We start from the raw sequence: 13,453 nt of genomic DNA, 5'->3' as shown, positions 1-13,453 counted from the left end.
CAGCGACCGGTCAGAAGTCGACCGGCGGCAGCTCCGGGCCACCGGCGGCGTCACCCGCGCCGACCCCGACGCCGAGCTTCTCCAGGATCTTCTTCTCGATCTCGGCGGCCACGTCCGGGTTTTCCTTCAGGAACTCCCGGGCCTTCTCCTTGCCCTGGCCGAGCTGGTCGCCGTCGTACGTGTACCACGCTCCGGACTTGCGGATGATCGCCTGCTCCACGCCGACGTCGATCAGCGAGCCCTCGCGGGAGATGCCCTTGCCGTACATGATGTCGAACTCGGCCTGCTTGAACGGCGCGGCGACCTTGTTCTTCACGACCTTGACCCGGGTGCGGTTACCGACCACGTCGGTGCCGTCCTTGAGGCTCTCGATGCGTCGCACGTCGAGCCGGACCGAGGCGTAGAACTTCAGCGCCCGACCACCGGTGGTGGTCTCCGGGCTGCCGAACATGACGCCGATCTTTTCCCGCAGCTGGTTGATGAAGATCGCCGTGGTGCCGGTGTTGCTGAGCACACCGGTGATCTTCCGCAGCGCCTGGCTCATCAGCCGGGCCTGGAGGCCCACGTGGCTGTCGCCCATCTCGCCCTCGATCTCGGCGCGCGGCACCAGGGCCGCCACCGAGTCGATCACGATGATGTCCAGAGCGCCGGAGCGGATCAGCATGTCCGCGATCTCCAGCGCCTGCTCGCCGGTGTCCGGCTGGGAGACCAGCATCGCGTCAGTGTCGACGCCGAGGGCCTTCGCGTACTCCGGGTCGAGCGCGTGCTCGGCGTCGATGAAGGCGGCGATGCCGCCGTTGCGCTGGGCGTTGGCCACCGCGTGCAGTGCCACAGTGGTCTTACCGCTGGACTCGGGACCGTAGATCTCGACCACCCGGCCACGGGGCAGGCCGCCAATGCCGAGGGCCACGTCGAGCGCGATGGAGCCGGTCGGAATGATTGCGGTCTGGACGACCGGCCGGTCACCCAGCCGCATCACCGAGCCCTTGCCGAATTGCTTGTCAATCTGAGCGAGAGCAAGGTCGAGTGCCTTCTCCCGGTCAGGCCCTGCTGCCATGGTTGCCACCCCTGCCTTCGCCGGCGTCTTTGCTGAGCTTCGCGTCACGCGGACACGCTAGGCGCTAGGTCCGACAGAAAACCAGCCGACGGGCCGCGAGCTGTGGACGAGCACCCCGCTGTGGACAATAGCCGAACAGGTGTACGACTCGACAAGCGACACGCGGAACCGGCGAAAAGGCTGCTCAGCGTAGTCGAGCAGGCACTCGGTCGGGGTACGCGGCGCAGACCGCCCGCCACACCACGTGCGTCTGCTCCCCCGACGCCAGGGCCTGCTCGATGGTCCGCCCGCCGAGCTGGGACAGCACCTGATCTCGGGCGATGCTGGCCGCGTAGCCGGGCCCGAACGCCTCGTCCAGCCGCGTCCAGAAGTCGGTCAGCCGCACAGTGATCAGCCCTCCTCGTCCGGTACCCCGGTCGGCACCGGGCGCAACGCTAGCGCCACCAGGGGCGCCGCCGCGACCGCCGCGAGCAGGGTGAGCACGGGATAACCGGCGAACTGCATGACAAACCCGCTGACCACGGCGGCCCCGGCACCGGCCAGTCCCATGATCAGATCGGACAGCCCCTGGACGCTCGGCCGCACAGCGGCCGACACCGACTCCGACAGCAGGGTCGAGCCGGCCACCATCGTCCCCGACCAGCCCAACCCGAGCAGGACCAGACCGACCGAGAGCCGAGGCGTGTGGTGCCCGGCGGTTCCGGCGACCGCGCAGGCGGCCAGCAGCAGCCCGACCCCACCGAGGATCACCGCCCGTCGACCGAGCCGGTCGGTGAGCCAACCGACCACCGGGGAGAACGCGTACATGCCGGCGATGTGCAGGCTCAGCACGATGCCGACCAGCCGCAACACGTCGGCGTCGGCGTGCGACTCACCGAGCCGGACCGGAGTCATCGCCATCACCGCCACCATCACCAGGTGACCCACCGCCACGGCGGCGATGCCGAGTCGGGCGGCGGGCTGTCCGCGTACCACCGACCAGGCCGCACGCATCCCGGCGCCGCGCGGCGCGCGCTCCTTGACCGGCGCGGCGGCCGGGGTCGCACCGCCGGCCGCTGGCGCCCCGGCCGCCACCGCGGTCGCCGTCGCGTCGGTGACCGACGGCAGATCGGCTGCCGGCGCCTCGGCGGCCGCGAGCCGCCGCGCGGTGAGCAGCGGGTCGGGCCGGAGCAACCCGAGGAGTACGACGGCAGCCAGCACGAACGCCGCCGCGCTGAACGCGAACGGGCCGGCCAGCGGGGGCAGCCCCCAGCCGGTGGTGACCCGATCGGCCAGCGCGGCGAAGTTCGGCGCGGCCACCGCACCGATGGTGGTGGCCCAGACGATCAGGGAGAGCTGCCGCCCCCGGCGGGCCGGCTCGGCGAGATCCACCGCCGTGTAGCGGGCCTGCAGGTTCGCGGCGGTGCCCCCGCCGAAGAGCAACATGCCGACGAAGAGCAGCGGCACCCAGCGGGTGGCTGCGGCCAGCACCACCAGCAGGCCGCCGACGGCGCCGACCGCGTACGCCAGCACCAGGCCCGGCCGGCGACCGTGCCGCGCCATGATCCGGGTGACCGGGACGGCGAGCAGCGCGGCACCGACCACCCCGGCGCTCTGCGCGACACCGGCCACCGCGGTCCCGGCGATCCGGGCCGCGAGCAGCGCGCCCACGGCGATGCCGATGGTCACGCCGATCCCGCCGATGATCTGGGTGGTGAAGAGCAGCCGCAGGGTTCGCCGCTGGATCGACGCGACGTCGGGTCGGGCGGCGGTACGCGGCGCGGTCAGGTCGGTCGCCATCGGCGCTCCTGTCGGAAGGGGGTGACTCATCCTCGCGCACCCGCACCGACCAGCGGCAGTGGGTTTTGCCGGAACGGGGTCGCTCCCGGCACGACCCACCCCTGTGTGCCCCGGTGAACGGCGCTGTTGGTCGCCGCCAAGGACGTGTTCAGCAAGATCACGGCGGGCAGCCGCGCCGCCCTCACCCTCGCGATAGTGGTGTTTCCGGTGGGTTGGGCGCGGCCAGCAGGGATGCCAGCCGACGGATCCGGGTCAGGGTGCGCGCGGCGACGGCCACACTGGCGGCGGCGACCACGCCGAAGATCACCGCGAAGCCCTCGTTGTCGGCGGCGAGCAGAGCGAGCAGGACCAGCCCGAGGCAGATGCCCAGAATGGCCAGCAGCGCCGCCCAGGTGGCGCGCCGCTGCCCTGCCACGTAGCGGGGCAGCGCGGCCCGCGCCGCGGCGTCCTCGGGCACGGTGCCGGTACGCACTGCCCGGCGCAGCGCATGCCCTTCGGGATCCTGCCGGGCCTCGCCCACAACGCGCTGCCCCAGATAGATCGAGTGGCCGATCCAGACGGTGTTCAGAGCGGCGCGCAGCACGGCTTCGACCAGTGATTCCTGTCGGTCGAAGAGCCAGCGCACCGGCAGCCCGATGAACACCGTCATCGGAACCCAGTAGACGGCCATGAGTTGCAATCCGGTCGCCCGCTCGAGGAGCCGCTTCCCTCTCCCGCGACGCCCGGCGGCCACAGAGGGCGCACCCGCACGACGCTCCTCGTTGTCAACCTCCATCGACACCCGTTACCCACTCGCTCGATCCGCGACGCACCGTCAATCTTGGACAGTCCCCGTTCCGCGGGCGAACGGAAACTGTCCAAGATCTGGCCGGCGCACGGCTGGGTCGGTCAGCCCGCCATCACCCGCTGGTGCAGCGCGGAGACCGCCGAACGCGCCGCGACGAACGCGCCGTGCTGCCAGGCCACCTCGTGGCTGAGCCAGTCCCCGGCGAAGTAGACCCGCCCGGCCGGCTGGAGCAGCAGGTTGTAGCCGGCCGTGCCGTACCGGGGAGACGTCCAGGCGCCCTCGATGTAGCGGGTCCGGTCCCAGGCGTGGGAGTACGAGGTGACCAGCTCACTGCGGTACTTGTCACCGTGGATCTTCACACCCTGGCTGATCGCGCGCTCGCTGCGCTGCTCCGGCGTGAGCCCGCTGTACGCCCTGGCGTTCGCCCCGGTGTTGTAGTAGCCGACGACCAGGCCGCGCTTGCCGTGGAAGCCGTAGGACGGATACCAGATGTGCGACAGGTCCAGGTCGGTCTCGGTGATACCGCCGTAGATCCGCTGATCGGTCTCCCACCAGCGGCTGCGGTACTCCAGGCCGATCTTTCCGGAGGCGGTGACCGGGAAGTCGGCCAGGGCCGCGGTCACCGCCGTGCCGAGATTGTGCGGTACGCGGGCCATCAGGTGTGGCGGTAGCGCCGCCACGCAGTAGTCGGCGGTGATCTGCGACTGCCGACCGCCCTGCCGGTAGGTCACCTCGACCCGACTGCCCCGGTCGGTCACCCCGGTGACCTCGGCGTTGAGTCGGATCCGGTGCGGGCCCACCGCGCGGGCCAGGGCTCGGGGGATCTGGTCCATCCCGCCGACCGGCTGGAACATCAGCATGGCCTGGTCGTAGCCGAACTCGAAGGAGAAGTACCGGCCGATGTTGCTGGCGAACACGTCGGAGAGTGCCGGTGGCGTACCGAGTGGGCTCCCCACGTCGTTGCCCGCCCCCGGGTAGGCGAGGTAGCCGCGACGGTTCGTCCCGGTGTAGGCCCAGTCGCTGGTCCGTCCGCCGATCGCGCCGAAGCTCTGCAGGAACGACAGCAGCCGGTCACGGTCCTCGGTGGTGAGCCGGGCGTCCAGAGCGCCCTGGTCGGTGGCCTTGGCGAGCAGTTCCGAGACGTAGCCGTACACGTCGGCCTTGGCGGTGCGGTACCGCACCGGCTCGGTCATCCCGGCGGACTCGTTGTAGATCCAGGCGTCGGCGTTCTGATTGGTGAAGACCTCGATGGGTACGCCCAGTTCCCGGCAGTAGTCCATCGTGACCATCCACTGTGCGATGCGGCCCGGCCCGGCGTTGAAGTAGACCCCGTCGGAAAAGCTGGCCCGCTGGGTGCGTCCGTCGAGGTCGGTCTCGACGTCGCCGCCCCGAATGGTCAGGTTCCGCCCACCGACGCGGTGCCGCGCCTCCAGGATCGTGCAGTGGTAGCCCGCCTTGCCCAACTCGTACGCCGTGGTGAGCCCGGCGATGCCGCCGCCGAGCACGACCACACTCGCGCCCGACCGTCCGGTGAGAGTGAAGTCGGACCGCTCCGGCGGCCGGAAGGCCGGGGTAACCGACGCCGCCGCGCTGGGGGCCAGCCCCATGGCGCCCATGGTGGCGAGCATCGCTCCGGCACCACCGCTGATTCCGACAGTACGCAGAAACCCACGCCGGCTGACCATCGACTGCGTCTGATCGCTCATAACGGCCTCCCCTACAAGATCGACTCGCATGAGTCTGCAGAGGATCTGTTACGCGGTTCACGCATTGCCGTTTCCGGCGGGTATCGCCTCGCCGCGCGACCCGCGTGGCACTTTCCGCCAACCCGGGACGGGGCGACCGCGTTTCGCCGGCTCCGGGCGGGCCGGCGGCGTTTCGCCCGCTCCGGGCAGGGCGGCTTGCGGTCGCCGGTCAGCCGGGCAGGGCGCGGGTGACGACGGTGAGGTCGGCGACCAGCCCCTCGTACGCCTTGTCCTGGTCATCGGCCCGCAGCACGGCGGACGGGTGGATGGTGGCCAGCAGCCGAGCCTGCGGGGCGTCGGCCCGCTTTCCGGCGTTGTCCACCGGCACCTGCTCGAAGTCCGCGGGGTGCTGCGCCGACTCCGGCCAGGGCAGCAACTCGCCCCGCTGCCGGGTGACCCGGAAGGACGGGCCGAGCAGCGCCTTGGCGGCGGTCGCGCCGAGCACCACCACGATCTCCGGACGCAGCCGGGCGAACTCCGCGACCAACCACGGCCGGCAGGCGGTGATGTGCGCCTGGTCCGGGGTCTGGTGGATCCGCCGCTTGCCACGCAGCTCAAAGCGGAAGTGCTTTACGGCATTCGTCAGATAGAGGTGACCGGGGTCCAGCCCGGCGTCGTCGACCGCGCGGCGCAGCAGGCGACCGGCCGGACCGACGAAGGGCAGCCCCTTCTGGTCCTCCATGTCGCCGGGCTGCTCGCCGACCAGCACCACACGAGCGCTCTCGTCGCCCCGGCCGAAGACCGTCTGCGAGGCGTCCCGGTACAGCTCACAGCCCCGACAGCCGCCGGCGGCGGTGCGCAGGTCGTCAATGGTGTCGGCGTCGGGCGGAATGAACCGCTGGGCGCCCGGAGCGCTCCCGGTCTGCTCGGCCATGCCGACTGTTATATACCCGTTCGATGCTCGCCGCCGGATACGCCCCGGCGCACCGGCATCTTCGCGTCAGTAGCCGTCACCGCCCCCGTCGCCGCCGGACGCGATCGCGATCAGCACGATGACGATGATGATGATCGCCACCGCAATCGCGATCCAGATTCCCTTACGAGCCCCACCAGTAGCCATGTCCCACACCTCCGGGCGCCCGCATACCCGTCCCGACCGTCCCAAATCCCCCCGATGGAGTGGCTCAGGTGGGGAAACCTCGGGAGGGGGGTGGGTTTTCGGCCTGGGCCAGGGCCGCCGCCAGGGGGGCCAGGTCGGTGGGGTCCAGGGAGCTGACGGTGATGCGCAGGGCGGGCGGGGCGGCGATCCGGTAGAGAGCGCCGGGGGCCACCGCCCAGCCGGCGTCGCGGAGCGCGGTCACCGTGCTGGTCTCGTCCGCGACCGGCAACCAGACGTTGATGCCGCTGCGACCGTGTGCGGTCAGGCCGTGCTCGGCCAGCGCGGCGAGCAGCCCTTCGCGCCGCTGCTCGTAGCTCCGCGCCGCCCGCTCCACCAGCCCGGTGACCGCCGGGTCCCGCCACAGGGAGAGCACCAGGCGTTGCAGCACCGTGGAGACCCAGCCGGCGCCGACCCGGGTACGGCCACTCACCCGAGCCACAGTCGTCTCGTCGCCGACCAGCACCGCCAGCCGCAGGTCCGGGCCGAAGGGCTTGCTCACCGAACGGACGAAGGCCCAACTCTCTGTCGCACCGGCGAGCGGGTGCAGGGGTACGCGGGCCAGTTCGGCAGCGTGGTCGTCCTCGATCAGCAGCAGGTCCGGGCGGCCGGCGAGCAGCGTCCGCAGCGCCTCGGCGCGGGCCGCGGAGACGGCGGCGCCGGTCGGATTCTGCGCCCGGCTGGTGACGATCAGCGCCCGCGCTCCGGCGGCGAGCGCCGCGGCCACCCCGGCGACCAGTGGGCCCTCGTCGTCCACCGGTACGCCGATCGGGCGCAACCCCAGCGCGGCGACCAGGTCGAGGAGGTTGGCCCAGCCCGGGTCCTCGACCGCCACCGCGTCGCCGGGGCGCAGGTGGGCGCCGAGCAGCCGTTCGATGCCGTCCAGCGCACCGCCGGTGAGGGTCAGCTCACCGGCCGGTACTCCGTCGGCGCGCAGCCGGGTGCGGGCCGCCTCGGCCAGTTCGGGCAGCACTCCGGCGTCGGAGTAGCCGACCGACGGGCCGTCGTTGGCGGCGAGCGCCGCCAGGTGCGGGCCCAGCGGGGGAAGCAGCCGGGGGTCGGGTTCACCCCGGGACAGGTCTCGGGCGCCGGGCAACGGTGGGGGGCGCAGCGCGGAGCGGCGGGCGGCCACCGGCGGGCGGGGGCGTACCCGGGTGCCGTGCCGACCGGCGGTGGCGAGCAGGCCGCGCTGGCGCAGCTCCTGGTAGGCGCGGGCGACGGTGGCGGGGCTGACGCCCAGCTCGGCGGCGAGAGCCCGCACGGGCGGCAGGGCGGCCCCGGGTGACAGAGCGCCGGTCCGGATGCCCGACTCGATGCTGGCCGAAATCTCGACGGCTGTCGTACCGGTGAGCTGATAGTGTGCTGACACAATTAAGAGATTGTACTAGAACAAAGGGGCGCGCGCATGTATCCACCCACCGCCCGGACCACACCCCACCGTTCCCGCGACAAGATGAGCTACGACCAGGACGCCGCCCACGCCGTGCTCGACGAGGCGTACGACTGCGCGCTCAGCTTCACGGTCGACGGCCAGCCACGGGTGCTTCCCACCCTGCACGTCCGCATCGGTGACACGCTCTACCTGCACGGCTCCACCGGCAGTCGGCCGCTTCTCGCCGCCCGGGGTGACGACGGGCTGCCGGTCTGTGTCGCGGTGACTCTGCTCGACGGGCTGGTCTACGCCCGCTCCCAGTTCCACCACAGCGCCAACTACCGCTCGGTCGTCGCGCACGGCACCGCCCGGCTCGTCACCGACGAGCGGGAGAAGCTCGCCATGCTCACCGCGCTGGTCGAGAAGGTCGGTGCGGGACGCAGCGCCGCCACCCGTCCGCCCAGTCGTCGCGAGTTGGCCGAGACCGCCGTACTGGCGCTGCCACTGCGTGAGGTGTCCGTCCGGGCCCGCACCGGCGGAGTGCGCGAGGACGAGGCCGACCTGCACCTGCCGCACTGGGCCGGCGTGCTGCCGCTGCGACTGACCGCCGGGCCACCCGAGCCGGACGCCGGGGTCACCGCGCCGCTGCCGGCGTACCTGCGGACGCCCCGCACGCCCTGGCACGACCCGGTGCCGCTGCACGGCGAGCACGTTCGGCTGGAGCCGCTGGAGATGGCGCACACCGACGAGTTGCACGCCGCCACCGCGGACCCGGAGGTGTGGCGGCACCTCAGCGTCGCGCCGCCCACCGCGCCCGCCGAAACCGCCGAGGTGATCGGCACCGCCCTGGCCGCCCAGCACCGGGGCGAGCGGGTGGCCTGGGTGCAGCGGTGCGCGGCGACCGGGGCGGTGGTGGGCAGCACCTCCTACTACGACATCGACCCGGAGCGGCGGGCGGTGGCGATCGGGCACACCTTCCTCGGCCGGCCCTGGTGGCGTACCGGGATCAACACCGAGGCGAAGTTGCTGCTGCTCAGTCGGGCCTTCGACGACCTGGGCGCGGTACGGGTCGCCTGGCACACCGACATCCGCAACGTTCGCTCCCAGGCCGCCATCGAACGGCTCGGCGCCACCCGGGAAGGGGTGCTGCGGATGCACCGGCAACGCCCGGACGGCTCCTGGCGGGACACCGTGCAGTACGCGATGACCGTCGACGAGTGGCCGAACGCACAGGCCAGGCTGCGAGAAAGACTTCTGCGGACGGCACCGGTGGCGTGATGATGGCGGGCGTGCTGGGGATCACCGACATCTGGACGTACGTGCTGGGCACCGTGGCCATCATTCTGCTGCCCGGGCCCAACTCACTCTTCGTGCTTTCCACCGCGGCGAAGCGGGGCGTCGCGGTCGGCTACCGGGCCGCCGCTGGCGTGTTCGTCGGCGACGGGGTGCTGATGTTCCTCTCCGCCGCCGGGGTGGCGTCGCTGCTCAAGGCGTACCCGCCGCTGTTCATGGTGATCAAGTACGCCGGCGCCGCGTACCTCGGTTATGTCGGGGTGACAATGCTGCTCGGCGCCGTGCGGCGCTGGCGTGACCGCAACGACCCGAGCACGCCGCGGCTCATCGACGCCGCGGAGCCGGCGGCGATGCGCAGCCCGTTCCGCAAGGCGCTGGTGATCAGCCTGCTGAACCCGAAGGCGATCCTGTTCTTCATCTCGTTCTTCATCCAGTTCGTCGACCCCGGCTACGCCTGGCCGGCGCTGTCGTTCCTGCTGCTCGGGCTGATCGCGCAGGTGACCAGCGCGCTCTACCTGACCGCGTTGATCTTCGCGGGCACCTTCCTGGCCGCCCAGTTCCGCCAACGCCGGCGCCTGGCGGCCGGCGGCACCACCGCCGTGGCAGCCCTCTTCCTGGCCTTCAGCCTCAAGCTGGCCACCGCCAGCGCGGGCTGACACCCAACGGCGCGTCGATCATGGAGTTGTGGCGCCTCACAAAAGGTGTAGTACGGGATATTCATCCCACCACGACTCCATGATCGACGCGGGCCGGGCGGACGGTCAGGTGCCGTCGCCGCCGGAGCCGCCGCCTCCCACGCCGGCGCCGCCGGCGGTGCCGCCGAGGCCGTAGCCGGGTCGGATCGGCTCGTCGGGATGGCGGCTCACGTGGGCCGACCCGGCGATCTGCGCGGACCAGTCGGCGTGCGCGGCCGCGGCGGCGTGCCGGTTGATCGCCTGGCGGATCCAGCCGTCCACCGTGGCGACCCAGTCCCGCCGGCCGGCGTCCTCGTGCCAGAGCCGGAACCGGCTGATGCTCTGGTGGGTGATTCCGGCCAGGGCCAGCCGGCGATCCATCCAGAGGATCGCCTCCAGGCCCGCCGAGTTGGTCACGAAGATCACCTCCAGCTCGGTGATCGGGCCGGCGTAGAGCGGCCCCACCCAGTAGCCCCAACGCTGGTGCAACGGCAGCGTGTGCTCCACCCCCGGCAACCCGCCCTCCTGCAACCCGGACTGGCGGATCATGAAGCCCAGCGTGTCCAGCGCCGCCAGCACGTGCTGCTGCGTGGGGAGCGGGTGCACGAAGACCGGCACCATGGCCCCCTGGTCGAGGTCGGGGTCGAGGGACACCTCGGTCCGCAGGCCCATCCGCAGGCTCAGCAGCGGCACACCGCCGAAGGTGGTCACCGGGGTCTCCCACGGCAGCGGGAACGCGAAGTCGACCGCCCGCCGCCGACCGGCCGGTACGACGAACCGGCCGGCGATCGGCAGGTGGTGGAACTGCACGAGACGTCGGGCCTTGGCCGGATCATCCGGCTCGACAGTGGTGACGAGGCCGAGCCGGATGTGCCGCACCAGCACGTCGTCCGGGCCGGCCGCGAGGGTCACCCGCCCGGGCAGGCGCAGGCCCGGCCGGGTGCTCGGGTTGGGGAGCGTGGTCTGCACGGAGAGCCCGGTCCCACCGGACTCCGGTGACACTCCCGTCAACCGCACCGCGCGCCCCCTCCCGGAACGGGGACAGCACGCCCCGCACCAGCCGCGCCTACCCCGTCGAGGTGATCTCAAGCCCGCCGACGTCGAACAGCGCCGGCGCTGACCCGGCCGCACTTCGTCAGTGCGGCCGGGTCGGGCGGTCAGCGCAACCGACGCCCGCGCGGCACCGTGTCGGTTTCGTCGTCGAACTCCCCGATGACCTCCTCCAGGAGGTCCTCCAGGGCCACGAAGCCGATCGGCCGGGCCGGGCCACCGCCGTTGCGGACCAACGCGAGCTGCGACTGCCGGGCCCGCATCGCCGCCACCGCCTCGGTGACCGTGGACGTCGCGGGCAGGGTGAACGCCGGCGTCATCAGCTCGCCCGCGGTGGCGACCCGGCCGGTGGTGACCACCCGTACCGCCTCCCGCACGTGCACGAGCCCACACACGTCGCCCGCCTCGTCGAGCACCGCGAGCCGGGATCGGCCGCTGTCCCGGCTGACCTCCTCGATCCGCCCGGCCGAGTCGTCCCGGCGGACGGTGACCATGGTGGCGAACGGTTCCATCACCTGCGCCACCGACGTGCCCTGCAACTCCAGCATGCTGGTCAGCAACTGGTGCTGCTCGGCGCCGAGCAGCCCGTGCTCACGGGACTGTTCCAGCAGGATCCGCAGCTCGTCCGGGCCGTGCACCTGGGCGAGCTGGTCCTGCTGGTTGACGCCGAACAGCCGCAGGATCGCGTTGGCCAGGGCGTTCAGCGCGGAGAGCACCGGCCGGGAGACCCGGGCGAAGGCGCGGAACGGCAACGCGAGCAGCGTCGCCGAGCGCTCCGCGTCGGTGATCGCCCACGACTTCGGCGCCATCTCCCCCACCACCAGGTGCAGGAAGGTCACCACGCCGAGGGCGAAGACCAGGGCGACCAGGTGACTGGCCGCGTCCGGTAGGCCCACCGCGTGCAGCAGGGGGCTGAGCAGGTGCTCGATCGCCGGCTCGGCCAGCGCGCCGAGACCCAGGGTGCACAGCGTGATCCCCAACTGCGCGCCGGCCAGCATCAGCGACAGTTCGCGGACGCCGTCGAGCGCGGCCCGGGCCGCCCGACCACCGTTCGCCGCCGCCTGCTCCAGGCGGTAGCGCTTGCTGGCCACCAGGGCGAACTCGGCGGCCACGAAGAACCCGTTCAACGCCAGCAGGATCCCCGAACTGAACAGTGCGATCCCGGGGCTCATCGGTGCTGTCCTTCGTTCGCGACTGCGGGGCTCGCAAGCTCACTCCTCGCGCTCATGCGATCACCTCGGGTTTGGTCAGCTGCAACCGCACCGAGTCGGCCACGTGCCGGTCCACGGCCAGCACCTCGACAAGGGCCCGGGGCTCCGCCTCGCCGTCCTCGCCGTCCGCCCCCTCGGGTTGCAGGCTGATCTCCAGCCGGTCGCCGACCTCCGGCACCCGGCCCAACTCCCGCATCACCAACCCGGAGAGGGTGTCGTACTCCGGGGCCTCGGGTAGGGCGATGCCGGTGCTGTCGGCGACCTCGTCGATCCGCCAGCGGGCCGGCACCACCCAGGACCCGTCGTCCTGCCGGGCCGGTGCCCGCTCCGGTGGGTCGTCCTCGTCGCGGATCGGGCCGACGAGTTCCTCGGCGATGTCCTCCAGCGTGATGACACCGGCGAAGCCGCCGTACTCGTCGACCACGCACGCCATCTGCCGGTGCCCGGACCGCAGGCGGTCGAGCACCGTGGGCAGGGGCAACGTCTCCGGTACGAGCAGCGGCGGCCCGGCCACCGCACTCACCGGGGTGGTGGCCCGCTCCCCCGGGGGTACGCCGAGCACGTCGGCGATGCCGACGATGCCGAGCAGGTCGTCGACGCCCTCCGCGCCGCGTACCGGGAAGCGGGAGTGGCCGGTGTCCAGCAGCTCGACCACCCGACTGACCGGCTCGTGCGCCCGGACGGTGTGCACGTCGACGCGCGGCACCATGGCCTCACCGGCGGTGAGTTCGCGGAAGTCCAGACCTCGGTCGAGCAGCGTCGACATCTCGGCGTCGAGGCTGCCCTCCTCGCGGGACTCGGCGATGATCTGTTCCAGGTCCGCCGGGGTGGCGCCGCTGGGCAGTTCCTCGATCGGCTCGATGCCGATGCGGCGCAGCAGCCGCACCGAGGCCCGGTCGAAGAGCCGGATCAGCGGCCCGGCGACGGCCAGGTAGAGCAGGGTGGATCGGCTCAGCGCCCGGGCCAGTTGCTCGGCCCGGGCGATGGCCAGGTTCTTCGGGGCCAGCTCACCGAGGACCATCTGCACGATGGTGGCGATGACCAGGGCCAACGCCACCGACAGCGGCAGGCTGACCGCTTCGCTGACGCCGGCCACGCCGAGCAGTTCGGCGAGACCACCGCCCAGGTACGGCTCGGCGACGTAGCCGACCAGCAGCGCGGTGACGGTGATGCCGAGTTGGGCGCCGGAGAGCATGAAGGAGAGCCGGCTGGTGACGGTCAGGGCCCGGGCGGCGGCCTGATCGCCGTCATCGGCGAGCTGGCGCAGCTTGCCCCGGTCCACGGCGACGTAGCCGAACTCCTGCGCCACGAAGTATCCGGTGGCGGCAGTGAGAAGAATGATCAGAAGGAGACCAACGACGATCAACACGGGTCGCTCAGGGCTCCCGG

General features: G+C 72.0%; 12 protein-coding genes. 2 read left to right on the top strand and 10 right to left on the bottom strand.

The window, feature by feature from the left end; all coding sequences use genetic code 11:
- Nucleotides 1-10 precede the first annotated feature (10 nt).
- The 7 genes from recA to IW249_RS16895 form a co-directional block, all read right to left on the bottom strand.
- Complete coding sequence (gene recA, locus IW249_RS16925; RefSeq protein WP_007456801.1) at nt 11-1,057, bottom strand: recombinase RecA; 1,047 nt, start codon at nt 1,055-1,057, stop codon at nt 11-13.
- Between the two features lie 184 nt (nt 1,058-1,241).
- Nucleotides 1,242-1,442 (bottom strand): DUF3046 domain-containing protein, encoded by a 201-nt coding sequence (locus IW249_RS16920; protein WP_030489422.1) that lies wholly within the window; start codon nt 1,440-1,442, stop codon nt 1,242-1,244.
- A 5-nt stretch (nt 1,443-1,447) separates the two neighbouring features.
- On the bottom strand, nt 1,448-2,836 hold the full coding sequence (locus IW249_RS16915) for an MFS transporter (protein ID WP_196921643.1): 1,389 nt from the start codon (nt 2,834-2,836) through the stop codon (nt 1,448-1,450).
- Between the two features lie 181 nt (nt 2,837-3,017).
- Entirely contained in the window at nt 3,018-3,485 is a 468-nt protein-coding gene (locus IW249_RS16910) for a hypothetical protein (RefSeq protein WP_196921642.1), read from the bottom strand.
- Nucleotides 3,486-3,724: 239 nt separating this feature from the next.
- On the bottom strand, nt 3,725-5,329 hold the full coding sequence (locus IW249_RS16905; protein WP_196921641.1) for a flavin monoamine oxidase family protein: 1,605 nt from the start codon (nt 5,327-5,329) through the stop codon (nt 3,725-3,727).
- Between the two features lie 208 nt (nt 5,330-5,537).
- Entirely contained in the window at nt 5,538-6,242 is a 705-nt protein-coding gene (locus tag IW249_RS16900) for a UdgX family uracil-DNA binding protein (RefSeq protein ID WP_196921640.1), read from the bottom strand.
- A gap of 250 nt (nt 6,243-6,492) precedes the next feature.
- Nucleotides 6,493-7,833, bottom strand: a complete 1,341-nt coding sequence (locus IW249_RS16895; RefSeq protein ID WP_196921639.1) for an aminotransferase class I/II-fold pyridoxal phosphate-dependent enzyme — start codon at nt 7,831-7,833, stop codon at nt 6,493-6,495.
- A 36-nt stretch (nt 7,834-7,869) separates the two neighbouring features.
- On the opposite strand from IW249_RS16895, the gene IW249_RS16890 reads away from it, so the two are divergent.
- On the top strand, nt 7,870-9,114 hold the full coding sequence (locus tag IW249_RS16890; RefSeq protein WP_196921638.1) for a bifunctional pyridoxamine 5'-phosphate oxidase family protein/GNAT family N-acetyltransferase: 1,245 nt from the start codon (nt 7,870-7,872) through the stop codon (nt 9,112-9,114).
- Entirely contained in the window at nt 9,114-9,785 is a 672-nt protein-coding gene (leuE, locus tag IW249_RS16885; RefSeq protein WP_124853315.1) for a leucine efflux protein LeuE, read from the top strand. The genes IW249_RS16890 and leuE overlap by 1 nt, the downstream gene beginning before the upstream one ends.
- Nucleotides 9,786-9,890: 105 nt before the next feature.
- On the opposite strand, the gene IW249_RS16880 is transcribed toward leuE, so the two are convergent.
- The 3 genes from IW249_RS16880 to IW249_RS16870 form a co-directional block, all read right to left on the bottom strand.
- On the bottom strand, nt 9,891-10,820 hold the full coding sequence (locus IW249_RS16880) for a sporulation protein (RefSeq protein ID WP_196921637.1): 930 nt from the start codon (nt 10,818-10,820) through the stop codon (nt 9,891-9,893).
- 140 nt (nt 10,821-10,960) lie between these two features.
- Nucleotides 10,961-12,025 (bottom strand): hemolysin family protein, encoded by a 1,065-nt coding sequence (locus IW249_RS16875; RefSeq protein ID WP_196921636.1) that lies wholly within the window; start codon nt 12,023-12,025, stop codon nt 10,961-10,963.
- A 52-nt stretch (nt 12,026-12,077) separates the two neighbouring features.
- Entirely contained in the window at nt 12,078-13,433 is a 1,356-nt protein-coding gene (locus IW249_RS16870) for a hemolysin family protein (protein WP_196921635.1), read from the bottom strand.
- Nucleotides 13,434-13,453 lie beyond the last annotated feature (20 nt).

It is taken from the genome of Micromonospora vinacea (genome assembly GCF_015751785.1).
In the GTDB taxonomy this organism is placed as follows: Bacteria; Actinomycetota; Actinomycetes; order Mycobacteriales; family Micromonosporaceae; genus Micromonospora; species Micromonospora vinacea.
The sequence above is the reverse complement of the archived record's forward strand: the minus strand, read 5'-3'. Positions and strand labels throughout refer to the sequence as shown.